The 23,686-nt window shown below is 59.7% G+C and carries 21 protein-coding genes and 1 other RNA gene; 19 read left to right on the top strand and 3 right to left on the bottom strand.

What is annotated here, in order from left to right:
- The first annotated feature begins 52 nt into the window (after positions 1-52).
- From DW123_RS02225 to DW123_RS09840, 11 genes are all read left to right on the top strand, one after another.
- Positions 53-1,501, top strand: coding sequence for a glycoside hydrolase family 1 protein (locus DW123_RS02225; protein WP_117563637.1), 1,449 nt, complete (start codon positions 53-55; stop codon positions 1,499-1,501).
- Positions 1,502-1,737: 236 nt separating this feature from the next.
- Positions 1,738-3,018 (top strand): MFS transporter, encoded by a 1,281-nt coding sequence (locus DW123_RS02220; RefSeq protein ID WP_158570710.1) that lies wholly within the window; start codon positions 1,738-1,740, stop codon positions 3,016-3,018.
- Positions 3,019-3,242: 224 nt separating this feature from the next.
- Positions 3,243-4,064, top strand: a complete 822-nt coding sequence (locus DW123_RS02215; protein ID WP_118273067.1) for a Cof-type HAD-IIB family hydrolase — start codon at positions 3,243-3,245, stop codon at positions 4,062-4,064.
- Between the two features lie 278 nt (positions 4,065-4,342).
- Complete coding sequence (gene gatC / locus DW123_RS02210; protein ID WP_118099250.1) at positions 4,343-4,654, top strand: Asp-tRNA(Asn)/Glu-tRNA(Gln) amidotransferase subunit GatC; 312 nt, start codon at positions 4,343-4,345, stop codon at positions 4,652-4,654.
- On the top strand, positions 4,654-6,168 hold the full coding sequence (gatA, locus tag DW123_RS02205; RefSeq protein ID WP_118273066.1) for an Asp-tRNA(Asn)/Glu-tRNA(Gln) amidotransferase subunit GatA: 1,515 nt from the start codon (positions 4,654-4,656) through the stop codon (positions 6,166-6,168). The genes gatC and gatA overlap by 1 nt, the downstream gene beginning before the upstream one ends.
- Positions 6,168-7,844 carry an Asp-tRNA(Asn)/Glu-tRNA(Gln) amidotransferase subunit GatB gene (gene gatB / locus DW123_RS02200; protein ID WP_118273065.1) on the top strand — a complete coding sequence of 559 codons (1,677 nt, stop codon included), beginning with the start codon at positions 6,168-6,170 and terminating at the stop codon, positions 7,842-7,844. The genes gatA and gatB overlap by 1 nt, the downstream gene beginning before the upstream one ends.
- A 332-nt stretch (positions 7,845-8,176) precedes the next feature.
- Positions 8,177-8,380, top strand: coding sequence for a DUF6110 family protein (locus DW123_RS02195; protein WP_118273064.1), 204 nt, complete (start codon positions 8,177-8,179; stop codon positions 8,378-8,380).
- 120 nt (positions 8,381-8,500) lie between these two features.
- Positions 8,501-9,742, top strand: coding sequence for an HAD-IC family P-type ATPase (locus DW123_RS02190; RefSeq protein ID WP_233540115.1), 1,242 nt, complete (start codon positions 8,501-8,503; stop codon positions 9,740-9,742).
- Positions 9,743-9,881: 139 nt separating this feature from the next.
- A complete protein-coding gene (locus DW123_RS09550; RefSeq protein WP_158570709.1) occupies positions 9,882-10,235 on the top strand; it encodes a hypothetical protein in 354 nt (117 codons plus the stop codon).
- A 20-nt stretch (positions 10,236-10,255) separates the two neighbouring features.
- Positions 10,256-10,747 (top strand): PIN domain-containing protein, encoded by a 492-nt coding sequence (locus DW123_RS02185; protein WP_158570708.1) that lies wholly within the window; start codon positions 10,256-10,258, stop codon positions 10,745-10,747.
- Positions 10,748-11,230: 483 nt separating this feature from the next.
- Entirely contained in the window at positions 11,231-11,779 is a 549-nt protein-coding gene (locus DW123_RS09840; RefSeq protein ID WP_369833114.1) for a DUF5626 family protein, read from the top strand.
- A 157-nt stretch (positions 11,780-11,936) separates the two neighbouring features.
- On the opposite strand, the gene DW123_RS02180 is transcribed toward DW123_RS09840, so the two are convergent.
- Positions 11,937-12,374 (bottom strand): hypothetical protein, encoded by a 438-nt coding sequence (locus tag DW123_RS02180; RefSeq protein ID WP_118273061.1) that lies wholly within the window; start codon positions 12,372-12,374, stop codon positions 11,937-11,939.
- A 239-nt stretch (positions 12,375-12,613) separates the two neighbouring features.
- On the opposite strand from DW123_RS02180, the gene ssrA reads away from it, so the two are divergent.
- From ssrA to DW123_RS02140, 8 genes are all read left to right on the top strand, one after another.
- Positions 12,614-12,977, top strand: a transfer-messenger RNA (tmRNA) gene (ssrA, locus tag DW123_RS02175).
- A gap of 829 nt (positions 12,978-13,806) precedes the next feature.
- Positions 13,807-14,685, top strand: a complete 879-nt coding sequence (locus DW123_RS02170) for a patatin family protein (protein WP_118273060.1) — start codon at positions 13,807-13,809, stop codon at positions 14,683-14,685.
- A 157-nt stretch (positions 14,686-14,842) separates the two neighbouring features.
- Complete coding sequence (rplM, locus tag DW123_RS02165; protein WP_022094635.1) at positions 14,843-15,286, top strand: 50S ribosomal protein L13; 444 nt, start codon at positions 14,843-14,845, stop codon at positions 15,284-15,286.
- Between the two features lie 2 nt (positions 15,287-15,288).
- Entirely contained in the window at positions 15,289-15,684 is a 396-nt protein-coding gene (rpsI, locus tag DW123_RS02160) for a 30S ribosomal protein S9 (RefSeq protein WP_022094634.1), read from the top strand.
- A gap of 123 nt (positions 15,685-15,807) precedes the next feature.
- Entirely contained in the window at positions 15,808-17,145 is a 1,338-nt protein-coding gene (gene glmM / locus DW123_RS02155) for a phosphoglucosamine mutase (RefSeq protein WP_117734641.1), read from the top strand.
- Positions 17,146-17,215: 70 nt separating this feature from the next.
- Positions 17,216-17,713, top strand: coding sequence for a PTS glucose transporter subunit IIA (locus DW123_RS02150; protein WP_117763622.1), 498 nt, complete (start codon positions 17,216-17,218; stop codon positions 17,711-17,713).
- 272 nt (positions 17,714-17,985) lie between these two features.
- A complete protein-coding gene (gene nagB / locus DW123_RS02145; RefSeq protein ID WP_118273059.1) occupies positions 17,986-18,714 on the top strand; it encodes a glucosamine-6-phosphate deaminase in 729 nt (242 codons plus the stop codon).
- Between the two features lie 448 nt (positions 18,715-19,162).
- Entirely contained in the window at positions 19,163-22,162 is a 3,000-nt protein-coding gene (locus DW123_RS02140) for a BTAD domain-containing putative transcriptional regulator (RefSeq protein ID WP_118273058.1), read from the top strand.
- A 70-nt stretch (positions 22,163-22,232) separates the two neighbouring features.
- On the opposite strand, the gene DW123_RS02135 is transcribed toward DW123_RS02140, so the two are convergent.
- Positions 22,233-22,532, bottom strand: a complete 300-nt coding sequence (locus DW123_RS02135) for a YhbY family RNA-binding protein (protein ID WP_118291480.1) — start codon at positions 22,530-22,532, stop codon at positions 22,233-22,235.
- 158 nt (positions 22,533-22,690) lie between these two features.
- Positions 22,691-23,458 carry a methyltransferase domain-containing protein gene (locus tag DW123_RS02130; RefSeq protein WP_233540116.1) on the bottom strand — a complete coding sequence of 256 codons (768 nt, stop codon included), beginning with the start codon at positions 23,456-23,458 and terminating at the stop codon, positions 22,691-22,693.
- Positions 23,459-23,686 lie beyond the last annotated feature (228 nt).

Below are 23,686 nucleotides of genomic sequence, written 5' to 3'. Positions count from 1 at the left end.
GACGCCGCTTCGGCGTCCACGCAACATCCCAACACGTACGAAAGGAGCCAACATGGCTTTTCCCGATGGATTTCTGTGGGGCGGTGCCACTGCCGCCAATCAGTGCGAAGGCGGATACAACGAGGACGGCAAGGGCCTCGGCGTTCCCGACATCATGACCGGCGGCACGGTCTCCGAGCCGCGCCACATTACCGACGGCATTCTGCCCCAGTACCACTATCCCAGCCACGAGGCCGTGGACATGTACCATCACTATCTCGACGACATCAAGCTTTTTGGCGAGATGGGCTTTAAGTGCTACCGCATGTCCATCAACTGGAGCCGTATCTTCCCCAACGGCGACGAGGCCGAGCCCAACCAGGCCGGCATCGAGTTCTACCGCCGTGTGTTCCAGGCCTGTCAGGAGCAGGGCATCGAGCCCATGGTCACCCTTAGCCACTATGAGCTGCCTTATGGTCTGTCCAAAAACTACGGAGGCTGGAAGAACCCCAAGCTCATCGATTTCTACCTCAACTACGCCCGCACCGTCATGACCGAGTACAAGGGCCTGGTGCGCTACTGGCTCACCTTTAACGAAATCAATTGCCTGCTCATGGGCGGCTTTGGCGGCGTGATGGGCGGCGGCATGGTGCCCGAGGCAACCGACACGCCCATGGCTTTTGGCGACTGCGACTGGGACGACCCGCAGGCGCGCTTCGATGCCCTGCACCATCAGTTCCTGGCGAGCGCCAAGTGCGTCACCATGGGCCATCAGATCGATCCCCAGAACAAGATCGGCTGCATGATCGCCGGCAACGCCTGCTACCCGCACACGTGCAATCCGGCAGACGTTCTGGCCGCACAAAAGCAGCAGCGCGAGATGAACTTCTACTGCGGCGACGTGCAGGTGCGCGGTGCGTATCCCTCGTGGGCGCCCAGCGTGTGGCGCCGCGAAGGCGTGCACGTGGAGGTTTCGCCCGAGGACGCCGCCACGCTGGCCGCCGGCAAGGTCGACTTCTACAGCTTTAGCTACTACATGAGCGCCACGGCCACGGCTGACCCGGTGCTGCTGGAGCAGGGCAACATCTTTGGTGGCGCCGGCAACGAGTACCTCAAGAAGAGCGATTGGGGTTGGGCGATCGACCCCGAGGGCCTGCGTTACTACCTGGAGGAGGTCTACGACCGCTACCAGGTGCCGCTGATGATCGTCGAGAACGGCCTGGGCGCGGTGGACGAGGTCGAGGCGGACGGTGCGATTCACGACGGCTACCGCATCGATTACCTGCGCGAGCATATCAAGCAGATGGAGATTGCCATCGAGGACGGCGTGGACCTGATGGGCTACACCATGTGGGGCTGCATCGATTTGGTGAGCGCCTCGACCGGCGAGATGAAGAAGCGCTACGGCTTCATCTACGTCGACAAGGACAACGACGGCAACGGCACGCTCGCCCGCAGCCGCAAGGACAGCTTCTTCTGGTACAAGAAGGTCATCGCCACCAACGGCGCCGACCTGGCCTAGCCAAGTCTCAACCAGCGTAAACGTCGCAACCACCACAAAGGGGCCAGGCACCTTTGTGGTGGTTTTTGCTTTGGTAGATGTGTGGGACATGCCTTACAATCTACCAAGTAGTTCATGACGGGCGAAAAACGGAGAGAAGGGTCCTGATGCGTCCTTAATGTTTCATGCGGATAGATTGATTTGACAGACGGTGGCGAATGCCCACCGCCCGTATTCGTATGAAACAAGGAGTCTCCATGCTCGCATCTCTTTTCTCAAAGCCTCAATCATCGCTGTCCGTGCAGGCCAAGCGGCTGGTGGCGATGCGCTTTCTCATCTACACCGGGTTTCAGACCAGTTATTTTATCGGCGTCATCGGAACGCTCACCTATGCAGACGATGCCTCAGTCGTGGCGACATCGCTGGCCGTTCTGTTTATGAACGTTTTCGTGATCCTGGGATCCTTTGCGGGTGGCGCTGCGCTCGACGCCTGGGGTCCGCGCCGCCATTTCTTGCTGAGCATCATCGGCGCTCTTGCAACTGGCACGGCAATCATCGCCTTTGGTAGCGCGACCGGCGTCGTCCTGCTCGGCGCGGTGTTTCTGGGCTTTGTGATGGGATTCGCCCAGCCCATCGCCACGTCCTATCCGGCCTACCTCACCGACGATCCTGTCGAGCTCAAAGACATCAACTCCGCCATCGCCATGTTTTCAAACGTGAGTATCATCGTTGGCCCCACGCTGGGTGGCTTTGTCGCGGCTGCTGCGTCGTCGCGCGCGGTGTTTGTTCTCATGATGCTCTTTACCGTGCTGGCGCTCATCGCCGGTTGGGGCTTTAGGCCGCAGACCAGCCATGTCGCCGGGGATGCGGATGCCGATTCGGCGGAGGAAGGGGAGCGTGCGGGACAAAGCTCCAACCCCAGCACATCCACCCGCGCCACCTTCGCAGCCAGCATCAAGACAGTCTTCACCAACAGTGTCCTCGCGCTACTTTTCTGCATCATTTTTCTTTCGAACTTTGGCTACGGAGCCTTCGATCCGCTCGAGTCGTTTTTCTATCGCGATGTCCTACGCGTCGGCGTTGAGTGGATGGGCTGGCTCTCGTCGGCCTCGGGCGTGGGCGCGGTACTGGGTGCCGTGCTCGCGCTCCGCTTGCCGCCGCACTTGGTCAACCTAAAAACGCTGCTCGTGGCACTTATGTCCGTGGGCCTGGGAAGCCTGCTCTATGTGGGGACGCCGTACGTGGGCGTGGCCCTCGTCGGCCAGATCGCCCTGGGCATAGCTTGGGGTGTCGTCAACCCGCTCCACAACACCATCGTGCAAACGACGGCACCGCTCGAGCAGCTCGGTCGCGTGAACTCGGTCATGGGCTTTGGCAATATGTTTGCCGGCGTGGCCCCGCTGGCGATTGCCCCGTGGCTGGCGGCGACATTTGGCGTGCAGCAGACACTCGTAGGGGCGGGCCTGGTCGTGACGGCTGTCCCTGCGGCGTTGCTGCTGTTTGGGCGCCGGCATTTTGATCGTGCCGCAAGGCAGTAAAGACCATCACAACATTCGATGAAAATCGCGATTTTGCCGAAAAACATCGAATGTTGTGATGGTTTGCGCCCCGGGCCAGGCCACCCTGCGGATCCTGCCACCACAAAGGGGCCAGACGCCTTTGTGGTGGTTTTTGCTTTGACGGGCCGCGCCTGCGCCTTGGTATACCATGTACGCCACTTACGAATACATCAAGCACCGCCGCGTTACCCAGAAAGGTCCCCATGGACGCCACCTTCAGCAACATCAAAGCCGTACTCTGCGATCTTGACGGCACGCTGCTTACGAGCGAGCACACGGTGTCCCCGCGCACCGTGGCGGCCATCCGCGCCCTGCGCGAGTGCGGCGTGCTGTTTGGCCTGTGCACCGGGCGCGACGCCCAGGCGACCGAGGCCATGTTTGAGCTCTGGGGCATCGACGGCCTAGTAGACGTGCTGGTGGGCTGTGGCGGCGCCGAGGTCATCGACCGTGCGCACGGCATCAACGAGCTGAGCTACCCGCTGCCGGGCGAGACCATCGCGCGCATCTGCGAGCACATGGCAGACCTGCCGGCAACGCCCGTTTGTCCTCGGAACGGCGTGCTCTATGTGCCCGAGAGCAATGCGTGCGTCGAGCACCTGTCGCGTGTCGACGGCGTGCCCTACAAGGTGGTCGACTTTGCCGAGTTCCTGCGCGATCCGCAGGCCAAGGTGATGTTCACCATGGCGCCCGAGGCGATGCCGCAGGTGATCGAGCGGGCGTCGACACTCGCCGACGACACCGTTAAGGCGGCTGCTCTGCAAACCACGCAGCGACTCTACGAGTTTATGGATCCCCGCGTGTCCAAGACGCGCGGCCTTGTGCGCGTGGCGGAGCTCAACGGCATGGAGCTGCAGAATATCTGCGTGTTTGGCGATGCCGATAACGATACCTGCATGGTGGCCGACGCCGGCGTGGGCGTGGCTATGGCAAACGGCAGCGACGCCACCCGTGCCGCCGCGGACTTTGTAACCGCGAGCAACGACGAGGACGGCATCGCAATTTTTGTCCAGGAACATCTGCTGTAGCACCGGGGAAGAGCCACCACAAAGGGGACAGGCGCCTTTGTGGTGGCGGGCTCCAACCGTCCCAACATCCGATGGAAATCGCGATTTTGCCGAAAAGCGTCGAATGTTGGGACGGTTTTTTGCAGCGGGCGCGACGGTTCCTGCCGTGGCCGATGCACTTTTGCTGCAGAGGCGCCGCCCTCGTTACGTTTTCGCTGCATTTGGGTAAAGCGCCTGCTCCAAGTCGGCGTTGCCCTGTATACTAGAGCGGTTTAACTGTTATGCGGAAGGGAGCGCCTATGGCACTCAGCGAGAAAGACGTGCGCGGCATTGCCGAGTACGCAAAGATCGCACTGGCCGATGACGAGCTCACCCAGATGACGTCCTACCTGAACGATGCCGTCCAGATGCTCGAGCCCGTCTTGCAATATGACTTGCCCGACGTGGAGCCCACGTTCCATCCCATCGGAAGCCTGTCCAACGTGATGGGCGACGACCTGCGCGAGCCCGAGCGCGACCTGCCGCTCGACGTCGCGCTCGAAAACGCCGGCAGCGTGCGCGACCGCTACTTCCGCGTGCCGTCCATTTTGGGAGAGGGGGAGAGCGAGTAATGAAGCTCAATCTCGATCGATTCACGGCCGCGCAGCTAGCCGAGCACGTTGCCGCCGGCGATTTCTCTGCCACCGAGATCGCGCAGGCCTCGCTCGAGGCCATCGAGGCGCGCGAGGGTGGGGTCCAGGCATTTCTGCAGGTGGCGCCCGAGCTCGCGCTCGAGGCTGCCGCCAAAATTGACGCCCGCCGCGCCGCCGGTGAGGCTCTGCCCCCGCTTGCGGGCGTGCCGCTGGCCATCAAGGACAACATGAATCTCGTGGGTACGCGCACCACCTGCGCTTCCCGTATGCTCGAGGACTACCAGAGCGTCTACACCGCCACCTGCGTTCAGCGCATGCTCGACGCCGGCTGCCTGCCCATGGGCAAGGTCAACATGGACGAGTTTGCTTTTGGCAGCTCTACCGAGAGCTCGGCGTTCCACCGCACCAACAACCCCTGGGATACCGAGCGCGTGCCCGGCGGCTCCTCGGGCGGCTCCGCTGCCGCCGTTGCTGCCGGCGAGGTTGCGCTCTCGCTGGGCTCGGACACTGGCGGCTCGATTCGCCAGCCGGCGAGCCTGTGCGGCGTGGTGGGCTTTAAGCCCACGTATGGCGCCGTGAGCCGATACGGCGTGGTTGCCTTTGGCTCGTCGCTCGACCAGGTGGGACCCTTTGGCCGCACGGTCGAGGATGTCGCGCTGGCCATGAATGCGCTTACCGGTGCGGGTCACGATCCGTACGACTGCACCAGCCAGGATTGTGCCGTCGACTTTACCGAGCATCTCAACGACAGCATCGAGGGCAAGCGCGTGGGTATCATCCCCGCGTTTATGGAGGCCGAGGGCCTGACGCCCGAGGTCAAGGCCGCTGTTGAGCGTGCCGCCCAGGAGCTGCAGAACCAGGGCGCCGAGCTCGTGGAGGTCGACCTGCCGCACCTGGACGCTGCCATCGCCGCCTACTACGTCATCGGCCCGGCCGAGGCGTTCTCAAACCTTGCCCGTTTTGACGGCATTCGCTATGGCTACCAGGAGGAAGGCTGCGCCAACCTGTCCGACCAGAGCTCGCTCAGCCGCGCCCACGGCTTTGGCGCCGAGGCCAAGCGCCGCCAGATGCTCGGCGCCTACCTGCTGAGCTCGGGCGTGTACGACAAGTACTATTACGCCGCGCAGAAGGCCCGCACGCTCATCACGCAGGACTACGACGCCGCGTATGCCAAGGTGGACACCATCCTTATGCCCGCCTCGCCGCGTACGGCCTTTAAGTTTGGCGAGATCAGCGACCCCACGCAGATGTACCTCTCCGACCTGTACACCATCTCGCTCAACATTTGCGGCAACGGCGGTATCTCGGTACCGCTGGGCCTGGGCGAGGATACTCAGCTGCCCGTTTCTGCCCAGCTGGTGGGTCCGGCGTTTAAGGACCGTCAGCTGCTCACGTTTGCCCGCGCCTTGGAGCGCGGCTTTGCCGATGCCGCCACGGGTGCGCCCGCGCTTTCCGTCGCGCCCGATTTTGCCGGGAAGGGAGGCGAGCTGTAATGAAGGAGCTTTCCGAGGTCCTGCAGGATTGGGAGGCCGTGATCGGCCTGGAGATCCATACCGAGCTCACCGCACTCGATACCAAGATGTTCTGCAACTGCAAGCTCAGCCACGATGACGAGCCCAACGCCAACGTGTGCCCGGTGTGCCTGGGCCTGCCCGGCGCCCTGCCGGTACCCAACAAGCGCGCCATCGAGAGCATCGTCAAGGCCGGTCTCGCGACCAACTGCGAGATCCAGCGCCACTCGATGTTCTACCGCAAGCACTATTTCTATCCCGATATGGCCAAGAACTTCCAGACCACGCAGGGTCCGGTCGCCTTTGCCATGTACGGTCATCTGGATCTGGACGTGACCGGTCGCGGTGCCGCCGAGCGCCCCGACTGCGCGTTTGGCGAGGCCGAGGCCCAGAGCCTGGCGAGCGCTTCGGCCAATGCCGAGGGCCTGTCCACGTCCATGTCCTCCACGATGCGCGAGGGCAATCAGCGCGCCGGCCACCTAGCCAGCTACGATGCCTCCAACATGCAGATGCCCGAGCGTCGCGAGGACGGTTCTTACACCGTGCCCATCCGCATCCTGCGCATCCACATGGAGGAGGACGCCGCCAAGATGGTGCACGTGGGCGGTGCCGAGGGCCGCATTACCGCCGCGGCCGAGTCGCTCGTCGACTACAACCGCTGCGGCACGCCTTTGATTGAGCTCGTGACCGAGCCCGATCTGCGCACGCCCGAGGAGGCGCGTCTGTTTATGGAAAAGCTCCGTCGCATCTTTGTGACGCTGGGTATTTCCGACTGCTCCATGGAGAAGGGCTCCATGCGCTGCGACGGCAACGTGAGCCTGCGTCGCCGCGGCGAGACCAAGCTGGGCACCAAGACCGAGCTCAAGAACCTCAACTCGTTTAAGAGCCTGCACGACGGCCTTGCCTACGAGATCTGCCGTCAGGCCGAGGTGCTCGAGGAGGGCGGCATCATCTACCAGGAGACCCGCCACTGGGAGCCCAGCCGCAAGCGCACCGTGGTCATGCGCGTCAAGGAGACGGCCGACGACTATCGTCTGTTCCCCGACCCCGACTTGGCGCCGTTCGATCTGGATGACGAGTTCATCGACCGCTGCCGCGGCGAGATTCCCGAGCTGCCCGATGCCAAGCGCGCCCGCTTTGAGGCCGATTTTGGCATTAAGGCCGCCGACGCCGAGCAGATCGCCGGCGACCCGGAGTTTGCCGAGTTCTTTGAGGCCGCTGCTGCCGGCATGGCTGGCAAGGAGGCCCAGACGGTCGCGAACCTGCTGGTCAACGAGATGATCGCCTACCTTAAGGACGCGGGTACCTCGCTGGCTGAGTCTGGCATCGCGCCGGCTCAGGTGGCGGCTCTTGCCAAGCTGCTGGCGACCGATGCCATCAGCTCCAACCAGGCGCACGAGGTCTTTGAGGCCATGGCCCAGACCGGCGACGACCCCAACAAGATCGTCGACGAGCGCGGTATGCGTCAGGTGAGCGATGCCGGCACGCTGCAGCCGATTGTGGACGAGGTGCTGGCAAACTGTGCCGAGCAGGCGCAGCAGTACCGCGACGGCAACCAGAAGGTCATTGGCTTTTTGGTGGGCCAGTGCATGAAAGCGAGCCGCGGCAAGGGCAACCCGAAGCTCTTCAACGAGTTGCTGAGAAAGGCGCTCTCGTAAGCGGGAACCGAGGGGCCGGGCGCCGCAGGGCCTTGCCTCTCAATTTCGGACAGTCCTGACTCACGACGGAGGCGCCACTGGCGCCTCCTGTTCGTGCGGAACTCATTGAGAGGCAAGGCCCTGCGCCCGGCCCCTCGGTTCCGTGACGACTCGGCCGTTCGGGTCAGGTGGGCTGAATGGAATTTGGACCCCAAGATTTCCAAAAGTTAACCTTTGTTTACCTTAATAGTTGGATAAACTAAACTATTTTCTAAAAGTGTGCTCAAGCAAACTTGTTTACTCGGGTGCTGAGGCACCGTGCCGCGTCCAATGCGGCAAAAGGGAGAAGCAACATGAAGAGGTCGACGTTCAATACCCTGCTTGTCGGTGGCGGTTTTCTGCTTGGCACGGCCGGCATCAAGCTGCTCACCAGCGCCCCGGTCAAGAACGCCTGCGTGCAGGGTATCGCGTGCGGCATGCGCATCAAGAACGCCTACCAGGACATGGTCGAGCAGGCCAAGGCTAATGTCGACGACATGGTTGCCGAGGCGGCCTAAATCACCCAGAGCGAGGCCGCTGCTGACGAGGCAGCCGAGTAACGCTCCCAGGCACAAACTATGAGATTCTCGATTATGAGCGAGATCCCCGGCAGGACCCGTCTTCAATTGGCGGGTCCTGTGCCAGAGAGTGATCTCGATGCACTTCTTAAGCTTAGCGGCGATATCGACGGCGTGCACAAGGTGCGCGTTTATGGCCGTATTGGCCAGATGGCGCTCGAATATGACGAGCGGTGTCGTGCGGGCGTGCTCGACGCCTTGGGTGCGCTCGATGCCCAGGCCATTGCCGACGCAAAGACGGGTTACGTGATGCAGCTTGAGCCACGCAAGCACAAGCTCGTCATGGATCTTGCCACACTTATCGGGGCCCACTACGCGCGCCGCTGGTTCTTGCCGACGCCTCTGCGTGCGGTGTTTGTCGTGGCCGGTTACATGACCTTTTTGCGCGCCGCCCTCCGTGAGCTCGCGCAGCCGCGCCTGGCTTGCGTGCTGACGACCGACGGCTGGAGCGAGGATGAGGTCCTGCGCCTTTCTGCCTGCCTGGAGGAGCATTTCCCCCACCTGGCAGCGCGCGCAGTCGTCAACGCTGCTCGCGAGCGTGGGCTCGAGCGCCGCGAGCGCCATGCCGCCGTTGAGTACATCGTGGCGCACGGCATCGCTTCGTCCATCGAAGGGCGTCGCGCCATCATCGGTTCCGCGCACTTTGTGTTTGAGGACGAGAGTGCGCAGCTCGATTCCGACATTAAGGGGCAAATCGAGTCCCAGATGCAGGGCCTGTCGCCGCTGTATCTGGCGGTCGACGGCAAGGTTGTCGGCGTGCTCGGCATCGAGGATCCGCTCAAGCCCGGGGCCCGTGAGGCCATCGCCGACCTGCATGCGCTGGGCGTCAAACATGTCGTTATGCTTACGGGCGACTCCGAGCGCACGGCCGAGCGCATTGCGCGCGAGGCGGGTGTCGGCGAGTTTAAGGCCGAGCTGCTGCCCGAGGACAAGTACGCCTATGTGGAGCGGATTAAGCGCGAGGGGCGCCACGTTGCCATGGTGGGCGACGGCGTCAACGACTCACCGGCGCTGGGCCTGGCCGATGTGGGTCTGGCCATGGGCGGTGGAAGCGACATTGCCAAGGAGGTCGCCGACATCATCCTGGCCGACACGGATCTCGCCGCACTCGTGCGCCTGCGCCGCATGAGCCAGGGCCTCATTGATCGTCTGACGAGTTCCTATTCTAAGGTGATGCTCACCAACTCGGCGCTGTTGGCATTGGGTATTATCGGCATGATCACTCCGCAGACGTCGTCACTGCTGCACAACGGCTCAACGATCGCCTACAGCGTGGGCAACGCAAAGGCGTACCTGCGTTAGCGTTTTCGATTGAGTATATGGCCTGCACCCTGGCGGCATCGCAGCCGCCAGGGTGCAGGCCTTCTTTTGTTTGACGAGATGTTAGCTCAAATATATGATCGTGCTAGCACTGCTAGTAAATGCTGAAGGTGAGGTTGAGATGGCTACCGTTGGCAGCATGGCGCAGGTGAATGTTCGCGTAGATCGCTCGGTTAAAGAGCGCGCCGAGGAAGCGCTGCAGCTTTCGGGCAGGTCACTGCCTGAGCTCATCAAAAAGGTGGTGGCCAAGGTCGCGCAGGGTGGCGGGCAGTGCGAGGAAGTGCTTGCGGCCGTCGACGACCGGCGGCAGACCGTCGCGCCCGATACTCCGTTCGCCGCATCATGGGCGGCGGCGGATCAGCTTTACGCGGACCTGGGCATCGCTACGTCGCACGTATCCGACGATCGCGATTGGGACACAATCTATTCGGAAGCCATGGACGAGCACTATCGCCAAAAGGGGATGATCCTGTGAGCGGGGCTTTCCTCAAAATAATGGTGGATGCCAACGTATGGGTTGATTCGTTTTGCGTCGACCATGCCGAGTCGCTTGCCGCGCGTGCGTTTATTGGGCGGGCGACGGAGACGGGGGCGTTGCTGTTCTTTCCGGTGCATATCGCTAAGGACGTGCTGTACGTTGTCCAACACGAGCTGAAGCGCAGGGTTATTGCTAAAAAAGGCTCGGTCGACGAAGCATCGGCACGAGCGATAGGCGATGCTACGTTGGCGTTTGTTCGGAATATGACCGAAAACGCCACGGCCGTGGGTGCAGATGCGTCGGACCTTTGGCTGGCCGACAAATATCTGACGCTCCATCGCGATTACGAGGACAACTTGGTGCTCGCCGCATGCAAGCGCGCGCAGGTCGATTACTTGGTGACAAACGATCGAAAGCTGCTCGAACATGCCGATCTTGCAGCAAAGACCCCGCGCCAAATGATGCCAATTCTGGCTTTGGCCGAACGTGGCGGGCGGTTGTCCCGTTAACGTAAATCTATATGTGCGACCCCTGGAGCTCCGACACCCAAGGGGTGCACGCTTTTTTTCTATGGACCGCCTTATTCTTTAAATGCGCCGTCCCCTCTAGATGCCTTCTCAGTCCTGTCGACTCAATTTTTTGGGTCAGATGGCCGGAATCTGTTTCGGAGATGTGCTTTGCTGGGAGAGCCTCCGATGGATTGATGGGGCCAAGTGCTTCTGACCAAAGCGTTTATCTCGGCAATTTCCAGGGACAGTTTACTTCTATCCTTTCGCCGGCTGGCTCCCAAATAACAAAGTTAAAGTGCTTGCGTACGGGTACATTAAGCGATACCTTAAAAGAAACATTTGGAGGTTCATGATGCTATCAAGATTCGGAACCATATTTGGCAATAAGCGTCTTAGAGATGCTTAGTTGCTGGAGCTGAATTTATTTTAGGAGCGAGCATTATGAACAAGCGCCTATCTTAACCTGTTGCATTACTACTGTTAGTGGCTGCCCTATCGCTGTTTACGCCCTCAATAGGGTTTGCGGATGATTTCCTGACTAATGACAATAGCGAATATCCAGTGAGTGTTTCATTTCAACTGAAAGATCGTGCGAGTCAGGAATATACCGTTATTTTGCCGGATGGAACTGAAGGCAAAATTGGAATTGAATATATTCCGACTATTGAGCCGTGTAACGCGTGGGATTCTTATTATCAAAACGCCTCTGGCACATGGAGGGTTTACTATAACTCGGTGATATTTCAGGAGTTCTACATTAAAATCGGCAATCATAAGATAACGAGTGCATGGGGTTCGAATTATTCTGTTCCCCTGGGAACGGCATCTGATTCCTTTACCTGGAATAGTACACGAGCGCTACAGCGCGTGAATGTGTCTATACCAGGCTTGTATTCTGGAAATGTGTTCTTGGGCGCAGAAATGCAGGGAACGACTCTGCACACCTATGCATACATAGGGCGGTGGTTTTGTGCGCGGTCCCGAAATCGTCTTACTTGCGATACTAATTGCGCTTATCGTGCTCGCATTTAGGCTGGTACGTTGGATAGTGCGAAAAGCAAAGCGTTAATTAGCCTGGACAGGTATCATTTTTATTCGAAGAGCAAGCTGGATACTCTCAAATCTCTCGTGTGATTATGTGCTGTGTCTGGCTTGCTCTTCAGTTATGGCTCGAAATGAGAACTAAGTCTTAAAGCCGCGTTTTTATGGCGGCAGCTTCGGCGAGTTTGTCTACTGCTATGGCATCGGATTTATTGAGGGCAGCGAGGCTGCGGTAGAGCCATTCGTTGACCTGGGTGTTCTTGACACCAGCGGTTTTGGTGAGGTTGGCTATAGCGCTGATTTCGGCAAAGAGTTCGGCCTTTACACCTGTGAGCTCACCAAGCTCGATGTCGTGATGTGCGGTGACGCCGCGGTTTTCGCTTACGTGGTCGATGAAGCCGCGGACGGTTTCAACGTGCTCGGCGAGTGTGGCCTCATCGGCGCCGTCGGTGAGCGCGTTGAGGGCGCCCGTGACCACGAGGGCGGGATGTCCGCAGGGGACAAAGCCCTCGATGACATCCATAGCTTCGGTAATGGTTGAGCCCAGGCCCACGAGGGCATTGACGAGTTGCTGCTTGGTATCCATAACGGTCCTTTCGACGGGTCAATTTTGTTTGGCGAAAATATACGTTACGCGATCGGTAGCAAAAGTGCGAAGTGCGGCACACATTGTGGTCTTCACAGCTCGTGCATAGAACAGCTGTCTGCCTTTAGAACGTGGTAAGATAGCATTCCACAAGCGGCGCATGTCCCGCGTGTTCTTTGAAAAGTCGACGGCTGTTGGGTGCTTGTGTGCCCGATGCCACCCAGACTTTCCCGACATTCGGGGGCGACTGGTTTCGACACGATAGCTCTGAGAGAGGAAGCAAGCCGAGGTCTCCTTGCCTCGTTAAACAGGGGTACCGTCAAATTGAATTGACAACAACTCTTCTTTTGAGCCTATGGCTCTCGCTGCCTAATTTATAGCGGCGCGTCAACCCGGTGATTTCCCCGACACCGGCGCGACGTCATTTTAGGGGAATGCTCCTGCGCACGTAATCGGTATGGCGCAGGTTAAGACCGAACCGGTTGGGACGGCGCGAGCGTGTCGCTGCGCGCAAGCCGTCCGAGACTAAACCAGCGACTGAGCTTGGAGATGCCAATCAGGGGGCTTTCGTGGACCGGAGTTCGATTCTCCGCGCCTCCACCACAAGTAATAGGCAGGTAGATATTCGTATCTACCTGCCTTTTTATTTCCAGCCCGTACCGCGGAGAATCGAACTCTATGCAGGGCGCGGGCGTAAAGAAAACGCGTGAGCGTTTTTAGCCCGCGGGCGAGGACGCCGGCAGGCGGCCGAAGCCGGTGCGGATTTGCGAAGCAAATACGCGGATTCTCCGCGCAAACTTCCGACTCAAAATGGATGCGATGTTTATCGAATCTCAGCTGGCCTCGCCCAGCATCAACGGATCCCCCCAAACCGCGGAGAATCGAACTCTATGCAGGGCGCGAGCGTTAAGCAAACGCGAAGCGTTTGTAGCGAGCGGGCGAGGACGCCGGCAGGCGGCCGAAGCCGGTGCGGATTTGCGAAGCAAATACGCGGATTCTCCGCGCAATGCCTCGACTAGATATAGACGCGATGCCGATCGCACTGCAGCCTGCCGTGCCCCGCAGCAACGCAGAGTGAGACGCGCTTTCCCAATGGAAGCCCAGGCGGAAAGCGCGTCCCGGAATCCGCGCTCAGACTGGGACGTAGTTTCCGGGTGGCGCTTCAAGCGGAAACTGCGACCCGGAATCGAGCCGTAGAGTGGGACACACTTTCCCAATGGCAGCTCAAGCGGAAAATACATCCCGGAATCCTCATTCGGAATGGGATGCAGTTTCCAAATGAATGGCTAGCGGAAAGTCCATCCCGGAATCGCCCCTCAGAACGGGACGTGCTTTCCGCCAGCCGCCCCGCCCTCCTCAACTCCAAAACCTACACGCCCTCCATCCCAAAACTGGGTAGAAGAAGGCCAAAACGAAACAGCAGGAGGTCAACATGACTGCAGAAGATAAAGCAAAGAACGCCGGCAGGGTCGCGCTCGTCCTGGAGGGCGGTAGTTTTCGCGGGCAGTTTACCGCGGGCGCGCTCGACGTTCTCATGGAGGCCGGCGTCGAGATTCCGGCGGTATATGGCGTATCGGCCGGCGCCCTCAACGGCGTGAACTACAAGTCGCACCAGATCGGCCGTGCTAACCGCATCAACCTGGCTTTCTGCAACGACAACCGCTTCATGGGCGCCGCATCGTTTGCGTCCACGGGCTCCATCGTCGGCTACGACTTTATCTTCAACGATGTCCAGGACCGCCTGGATCCCTTTGACAGCGAGACGTTCGACGCGAGCCCCATCGAGATGTACGCCGTCGCGACGGACATGCTCTTTGGAACCGCCGCGTACCTGTCGGTCAAAAGCGCCGTGCTCGACCTCGACGCCGTGCGCGCATCGACGTCGCTGCCGCTGGTGACGCCGCCGGTCGAGATTGACGGGCACAAATACGTCGACGGTGGCGTAGCCGATTCGGTCCCCATCGAGCACGTGCTGGAGGAGGCAGGCTTCGATCGCGCGGTCGTCATTGTCACGCAGGACCGCTCGTACGAGAAAAAGCCCTACGAGTTTATGCCCGCCGCACGAGCCCGCTATGCCGACTACCCCTATCTGCTGGAGGCTATCGAGACGCGCCACGACCGCTATAACATCCAGCGCATGCATCTGTGGAAGTATGAGCGTGAGGGCCGTGCGCTGGTCGTTGCTCCGCAAAAGCCGGTCGAGGTCGGCCATGTTGAGCACGATCCGGTAAAGCTCCTCGACCTGTATATTCAGGGCCGCCAGGAGGCAAAGCGCTTGCTGGGAGATATCGAGGCGTTTGTCGAGCGCTAGTGTCGCGACGTCATGACCCATGGACGACATGTGCAGAAACTCTGGTCGGAGCCAAAATACCTGTTGACTCGTACGGCGAGCGGGGTAATATGGACGGGTTACTTGCAGAGCCCCGTGAATCTCTGTAACAACACGTACTGTACATGGAGGAGTCTAAGTGATTTCGAAATCGACTCACTACGCCAAGCAGGGCGAGGTCCAGCGCAACTGGGTTCTCGTCGACGCCGATGGTGCTGTCCTGGGCCGTCTTGCCACCCAGATCGCAATGATCCTGCGCGGTAAGAACAAGCCTCAGTTCACGCCCAACAGCGACTGCGGCGACTTCGTTGTCGTCATCAACGCCGATAAGGTCCAGCTTACCGGTAACAAGGCCGACACGAAGACCTATTATCGCCACAGCGGCTACAACGGCGGCCTTAAGGCTGAGAGCTTCCGCCAGGCTATGGAGAAGCACCCGGAGAAGGTCATCGAGCGCGCTGTTCGCGGCATGCTGCCCAAGACCACCCTCGGCCGTGCCCAGATGACCAAGCTTAAGGTCTACGCTGGTGCCGAGCATCCGCACGCTGCCCAGAACCCCACGAAGATTGAGCTGGAGGCTTAAAGATGGCTGAGAACACCGTCGTCTACCAGGGTACCGGCCGTCGTAAGAACGCCGTCGCCCGCGTCCGTCTCGTCCCCGGCACCGGCAAGGTGACCATCAACAAGCGTGACGCCGAGCAGTATTTCGGCCGTCATCAGCTCGTTGAGAACGCTCTTGCTCCCTTCAAGGTGACCGACACTGCCGGTCAGTTCGACGTTATCGCTCTGTGCGATGGCGGCGGCATCTCCGGTCAGTCTGGCGCTCTGCGCCTGGGCATTGCTCGCGCTCTTCTGAACGCTGGCGACTACCGTGCTGATCTCAAGAAGGCCGGTTTCCTTACGCGCGATGCTCGCGTGGTCGAGCGCAAGAAGTACGGCCTCAAGAAGGCCCGCCGCGCTCCCCAGTTCTCCAAGCGCTAAGGTTTTATCTCCTTTCGAGATACAATGTACAAGCGGGGCCTGCCGATTCCTCGGCGGGTCCCGCTTTTCTTTTTCGACTAGGGTGGGCGGTTGCATATCGCCTGCTAGGGAAGGAGCGATCCTATGCCCCAGAACATCTTCGGTACCGACGGCGTCCGTGGCGTCGCCAATGCCGGCCTCTCGTGCGACCTCGCGTTTCGCCTGGGCCGCGCGGCGACCAAGTTCCTTGGTCCGGATATCTGTGTCGGCCGCGACACGCGTCTTTCGGGCACCATGCTCGAGAGCGCTCTGACCGCCGGCATCATGGCCGAGGGCGGCCGTCCGCACTGCTGCGGCGTCATCCCCACGCCGGCCGTGGCCCTGCTCACCGTTCAGAACGAGCTCGACGGCGGCATCGTCATCTCTGCTTCGCATAATCCGCCGGAGTTCAACGGCATCAAGTTTTTTAGCCGCAAGGGCATGAAGCTTCCCGATGCTGTCGAGGAAGAGATCAGCGCCTGGGTCATGTCCGAAGAAGCCATGGCTGCCGACACGCTGCCGACCGGTGCCGGCGTGGGCCACATCATTAAGATGAAGGATGCCCGCAAGGCATACGTCGACCACGCCATCGATACGCTTGATGGCCTGAGGCTCGACGGCCTGGTCGTTGCCGTCGACTGCGGTCACGGTGCTTCCTGCCAGACTACGCCCGCCGCTCTGCAGCGCTTGGGTGCCACGGTCCATGCCATCAACACCGATTACTGCGGCACTGACATTAACGTTGAGTGCGGCTCCACTCACCTCGAGCCCCTGCGCGAGCTCGTACTGCGCACCCATGCTGACATCGGTCTGGCCCACGACGGCGACGCCGACCGCGTACTGTTCGTGGACAGCGAGGGCAATGAGATCGACGGTGACTACATCCTGGCTATCTGCGGTTCTGACCTCGCCGCTCGCGGCAAGCTCGCCAACTCCGAGATCGTCTCGACCGTCATGTGCAACCTTGGCTTCTCCATCGCTATGAAGGAGCAAGGCTTCGAGATGGTTCAGACTGCCGTGGGCGACCGCTACGTTCTGGAGCGCATGCTCGCGGACGGCGCCGTCATCGGCGGCGAACAGTCCGGCCACATCATCTTCCTGGAGCACAACACCACCGGTGACGGCCTGGTGACGGCTCTGCAGCTGCTGGCCGTGCTCAAGCGCACCGGTCGTACCCTCACCGATCTTGCCGGCATCATGAAGAAGTACCCGCAGGTACTCGTTAACGTGCATTCCGACAACAAGGCTGGTCTGGACGATTGCCAGCCCATCTGGGATGCCGTCGCTGCTGCCGAGAAGGAGCTTGACGGCCGCGGCCGCATTCTGGTGCGTCCGAGTGGTACCGAGCCACTGGTCCGCGTGATGGCCGAGGCCGAGACGCACGAGCTGACCCAGCGCGTTGTCGACGACATCGTCGAGGTTGTCAAGCGCGAACTTCCCTAATGGTCAAAAACGGGTGCCAAGTGGTAAACTGTTAAGGTTATTTGATTGATTGGTATGTCCGAGGGGGAGCATGTTCACTAAAGTCATAAGGTCTTTTGGTATGCGTGGTCGAGTCCTTACGCTGGATGCTCCCATCTCGGGCGACGTCATTCCGCTCTCCGAGGTAAACGACCAGACGTTTGCCACCGGCCTTTTGGGCCAGGGCGTGGCGATTCAGCCCACCGGAACGCGTGTGATTGCACCGGCTGATGCCAAGGTCGAGGCCATTTTTCCCACGGGGCACGCCGTTGCGCTTAACACGGTCGATGGCCTGGACGTGCTCATCCACGTTGGTTTGGACACTGTTCAGCTCGAGGGCAAGCACTTTACCGTACATGCGCAAGTGGGTGACATCGTCCATAAGGGCGATGTGCTCATTGAGTTTGATCGCGAGGCAATTGCTGCCGAGGGCTACGATGTGACGGTTCCCATCTTGGTGTGCAACTCCGTTGAGTTCTCGAGCATCAAGGGCTCCGTTGGCGTGCATGTCGAAGAGATGGACCAGCTCATCGTTGCTCGCGAGCGCTAGCAAGTGCACGTGGCCATTAGCCTACAATTCAAACACGTTTACGGAGGGCGCCCTTGAAAGAGGGCGCCCTCCGTGGCAAGATGGGATTTGTCCGAAGCTAAAAGGCTTCGGGTCACCGTGGACGGGCAGGGGCCTCGACGCGGCTAGACACGAGACACATACATTACGCGACCTCGCCCTGGTGGCCGCACACGTTGGTTGCGGCCGACGCAGGCCGCGGGCAAGTGCTTGTAAGGGGAGCCTTGCCTCTCTTGTACGAGAAAGGATGCGTAATGAAGATCATTAAAGCTAAAGACTACGAGGATATGAGCCGCAAGGCCGCCAATATTATCTCGGCGCAGGTTATCCTCAAGCCCGACTGTGTGCTGGGCCTTGCCACCGGCTCTACCCCGATCGGTGCCTACAAGCAGCTCGCTGCTTGGTACAAGAAGGGCGACGTCGACTTTGCCGAGGTCAGCACCTACAACCTGGACGAGTATCGCGGCCTTTCGCACGACGATCCCCAGAGCTATCACTACTTTATGCGTAAGAACTTCTTCGATCACATCAACATCGACCTGAACAACACGCATGTGCCCGACGGTTCCAACCCCGATGCCGCCGCTGCCTGCTCTGAGTACGACAAGGTCGTCGCTGCCGCCGGTTATCCCGATCTGCAGCTGCTCGGCATTGGCAACAACGGTCATATCGGCTTCAACGAGCCCGATGACCACTTCTCCAAGGGCGCGCACTGCGTCGATCTCACCGAGAGCACCATTCAGGCCAACAGCCGTCTGTTCGACAGCATCGACGATGTCCCTCGTCAGGCCTACACCATGGGTACCCAGACCATCATGTATGCCCGCATGATCCTGGTCGTCGCCAACGGCGAGGCCAAGGCTCAGGCCGTGCATGACATGTGCTATGGCCCGGTTACGCCCGAGTGCCCGGCTTCGATCCTACAGCTGCACACCAACTGCGTTGTCGTTGCCGACGAGGCCGCCCTTTCGCTCTGCGAGTAGCGCGAATCCTGCACCTCGACATAGCCTTGCCTAAGGCCTCCGCATTGCGGGGGCCTTTTTGCTATCCCTTTCCGCCCACTTGACCAAGATTTTGCCGCAAGCTTGACGAATGCTGGATGCCCAACAGCTTGATTCATCCCATACCATATTCTATGCAAAAATGCCACTAAAAGGTCGTAGACGGTAGCGGGTGCTAGGCGAGTTGAATGACATGGCTGAACCTTGTTCATTTACGTTACACTGCCGCTTAGATGGGACAAGCTGACAAGCTCATTTACCTGCTTAAAGACCGATTAGTCGGGGGATTAATAACAATCTGCCCTTGCTGTACAAAAACTTGCCGCTTGCGTACCAAAAGACAACCTAAAGCACAAGGTCGCTCTATTCATAGCGCGGCCTGTATGGTCTTGCGGTTACAGTGTCCATACGGTCGAGTTGAGGAGTGGGCATGGTAAACGATTTGAGCAGTATAGACGACCTCGAGCTGATGCCGCTGGGCGGAGGCTATATGGTGCGCCGCGAACGCTTGATGAATGAGCTTATAGCCAAGGGCCGAAAGGCCGGAATCGTGGTTCTTTATGCGCCCGACGGGTTTGGGAAGACCTCGGTGCTGCTGCAGTACACCCATGAGGTTAAATGCGACCCGACGCGAGGCCCCGTGCGGATTATCGAGGCCGATCGCGCCATTGGGCGCGAGGTGTTTATGCAGCTCGAGGTGGTTACCGAAGAACTCAAAGACAAACCGCACTCCCTTATCGCAATCGATAATGTGCCAAACCTCGATCAGCACGATACCGAAGACCTCATCGACAGGATTCGCGGCCTGCGCGCTATGGGGGTAGGGGTCTTTATCTCCTGCCGTCCTTCAAATCGTCAGCTGATTCACGGGCTGGGCGATTCGGTTAAGATCAATGCGCAGATGCTCAAGGTGCATGCCTATGAGTATTCGGCGTGGGCATCGGCGTTTTCGATCAGCACGTCGCTCGACTTTTATCAGCTCACGCAGGGCGTGCCCGAGCTTGTTTCGGCATTGCAGACGGGTCTGTATGGCCAAGGCGACGTAGCCGGTCTGCTCGAAAACGAGATTGTCAACGTATATGGCGCGGCACTTGCCGATCTGGCTTCGCTCGACAATAATGCGCTGTTTTGCGTGGCATGTCTCATGATTTTGATGGGCGAGGGCAATATCGCAGAACTCGAGGCTTGTGGGGTGAGGCTGTCGATGGTCGACCAGTCCTACTTTGTACGCGACTACCCGATCTTTGGCTTGGACCCCGCCGAGCGGAGTTTTACGTGTCTGGGTACGGAGGATAACGGACGCTTGCGTTTGCGTAAGTTGGTGGCCGAGGTTCGCCCCGAACTTGTTCCGAGGGCGGCCCGGATTTTGCTTAAGGCGGGCCGATGCGATGCGGCGATGGGCCTAGCGGACGCCTTTTTGGACCGTGATGCGGTCCTTGAACTTGCTGGTCAGTATGGGGTCGATCTTGCTCTGACGGGGCACGGGGCCGATATCTGCCGAGCGGCGCTGGGCACGATCGATGTCGACGATCCGGCTCCAGAGCCAACGCCTGCCGAGGCGCTTGGCGTATATCTGGCAGCGGTCAGCGTGTCCAATACAAAGCTCGCTCGCTATATGGCATCGGTTATCGAGCGCGGGGGCGAACGGGCGGCCTGCGAAATAGACCCTGTTTCATGGAGGGTGGCCCAGACACTGACGGCTGTTTGCTATGGGGACAACGGGCTTGGGCTTCCTGCGAACCTGGCCGTGCCAGAAATCGAGACATCCCATACTGCACTCGATATGTTGTCCGCGCATATCGAGGTCAAGCGCTGTCTGACCGAGCGAGGAGATGACGGCGGCGTTCTACAGCGGCTCAAAACGAGCAAGGCCTACGACTGTGAGCTCGACATTGCGGGGATTGTTACACGGGCCGATAGCATGCTGGTGGAGCTCTTTGATGGGTCGTTCGCGGGAACCGACGAGCGCGACGACGAGATGACGGTGGTGCGGGAGGCGCTCGACGTGCGTGGGCTTAAGGCGATGGCTATCTGGGTGCGTATGGTGTTGGCGGCACGGCGGCTCCTTTCCGGCTTGCCGGTAACCGACGGCGCGGCGTTCAACGAGCTCGATCGTTTTGCCGTGCGCATGCGCGACAACCAGATTCAGCTGTTTGGCCTGTTGCTAGAAGGCTGGCAGTCGCTGGCAGAGGGACGGCCGGTTAATGCAAAGTTCCGTGCGGTCCAAGTGCTCAAACTTGCCGAGGAGTCGATTGCGTACATGCGCGATAACGCATTGCTGCTGGAGCGCGCGGCGTATCTGCGTAACACCTCGATGGTTTCGGTGCGCGAGGAAGCGGAGTTACTCGATATAAGCCAGACGCAGGTTGGTGGAGCGGAGGCCTGGATGGTGGCGCTGCATTTGGCCTGTGCGGGTCGAGACAGCGACCTTGCGGCCTGGATGTCCATGAATCGTGCGGGGATTCTAGAGCCATCGTATCGGCTCTTTGCGCGCCTTGCCATGCATTGTCTGGGCGAGCCGGCGGCCAGGATACGCAAGAAGCTTCCCGTGCGCGAGCTGTCGCGGTACTCGCTGCGCGACGATTTGGAAGGGGAGGGCGAGCGCCTGTTCCAGGCCAGCGAGGTTGAAGCCGTTGATACCATCGACCATATCGAGATTCGCATGTTTGGTGCGTTTCGCGCCGAGCGCGACGGGTTTCCCATCACGGACAAAATGTGGCGCCGCAAGAAGGCGGCGACGCTTGCCGAGCGGCTTGCACTGGGCATGGATGCGCTCGTCGACCGCGAGACGCTGGCAATGGAGCTGTGGCCCCATGCCGAGTTTAATAGCGCCCGTAACAACCTGTACTCGACGATATCGCGCTTGCGGTCGGCTTTGGGACCGACGCCGGATGGCAAGTCGTGTGTACTCATCCAAAATGAATGCATCGGACTCAACGGCGACTACGTCAAGACCGATGTGCGGCTGTTTGACCAGATAAGCCGTGAGGTTTTGGGAAATCGTACGGGTGCGCGCGGGCCCCATTTAGTTGAGCTGTGCCTTAAGATTGAGCAGCTTTATGCCGGACCGCTGTATGTTCCCAATGGCTGTAATCCAACCTACTTTTTGCGTATGCGACGCATTATGCAGTCAAAGTACATCGATTGCATGATTAAGGGAGCAAATGCATCTCTAGAAGAAAACGATCTGCAGTCGGCGATTTGGCTGGCGGAGTCGGGGCTTCGGCAGGAAACGGCGCGTGAGGATATGGTGCGCTGTGCCATGCGTGTCTACAGCGCGGCGGGGCGGAGGCGCGATATCGTCGAGCTGTACAGCGGGCATATGCACCATCTGAGGGAGCAGGTCAATGGCGTACCCGAGCCCGAGACGCGGCGTCTATATGAGCGCTTGGTGGAGGGTCGGCTCAACCGCGTGCTGGTCGAGCGATAAAAAAACGGGTGCCCGAAGTACTTGGGCGCCCGTAAGCTTGCTATGTGTTGGCTCGCCGGATCATTGGCTCTTAGACGAGCTTGATCTTCTCGATATCCTTGCGCGAGGACTCTCGATACAGCGAGAACTTGCGGCCGATGACCTGGACGACCTCGGCGTGGCAGCGCTCAGCGAGCTCTTCGGCGGCCTCGCGGGCGGAAAGACTGGAGCCGTCCAGCACGGAGCACTTAACGAGCTCGTGCTTCTCCAGGTAGGCGACCGTCTGCTCGACGGTGCCCTCGTTGACATCGGACTTGCCGATGATGATGGCGGGGCTGAGGTGATGGGCCATGCTGCGAAGCTGCTTGACTTGGGCTCCTGTCAGTGCCATGGGTTCTCGCTTTCTATGTATGGGGCGCCCCGCGACGGGGCCTTAATCTACGTGAGCTGTCCCACGATAGCGCAGGAACGGCGCGGTGTGGAGTGCGTTTGCCCAGTTCGCAAAGAATGCGGATGCCGAGTGAGTGGGCGGTGCGGGCTGCGAACAGGCTATGAGCTGGGCGCAGAGACCGGCTCCCATGCAATAAACGCCCAACGAACCTTGCGGACATGATCGAGCATACGGGAAAAATCCGCCACACCTGCTTCAAGGCTGTCGAAGGTATCGCGACGATGCGATTCAAAGTACGTGACCTGCGGCAGCGCACCCATCTGAATAAGGATATTAAAGGCATACACAAAGCCATTGCTGCAGGTAACGGAGGCGCCGATGGCGTTCATCAGGTGCAGATCATAGCGCGGGCTGGAGTTGGCGACCATCGTGACGGCACAACGCCGACGAGCCGTACGATCAAGCTTGGCAAGCGCACCTTTTAGATTAGTCGTCGTAACCGACCGACTGGCAAAGGCAGCATCCACCGCCTTTGCGACCGGTCCAACCAAATCCCAATCATCATCCCAAGCAAGCTCAAGCGGCGTAATGCGATTCTCGAGCCCATAGTACTCAATGCCAGCATCAAGCGTGCCCAACATAGCAGGGGAGAAATCAGCCGCAATCACAGGATGCCCAGCCTGAGCAAGCGGAATAGCAATCGACCCAGCCCCACATCCCATATCCAGCACCGACTCGCGGGGCTCAAGCGCCAATAGCTTTATAAAATTCCGAGCATACGGGGCAGTCTCCAGCGGACGAAAATGCCGAGCCCGCTTATCCCACTCAAAAGAATCATCAGCCCGCCGCCGATCAACTTGCAGGCGCATCCATTCGCCATTCCAATCCGCAGAAAGCAGCTCAGAACGATTCTCCCCATCAACCACGGGCCAACCTCCTAGCAGCAAAAAAGCGACTCCTCCCAAAAGAAGAGCCGCAACCAGCATATATCAGAAAAAGAACCGTTCCACTGCCAAGCCGCCGTACCAGCCTAGTGGTGCAGGAGCGAAGCAACTGCAACCGGGATAGAACCCAACTGAGGTCCCGTTGTGCGGGAGCCCCGGGGAGGGCAAATATATAAGGTCGATCGCGAGTTCCGCACGAGCCGGAGAGCA

This window comes from Collinsella sp. AM10-26 (assembly GCF_003472525.1).
Lineage (GTDB): Bacteria > Actinomycetota > Coriobacteriia > Coriobacteriales > Coriobacteriaceae > Collinsella.
This window is presented reverse-complemented; position numbering and strand designations above follow the sequence as displayed.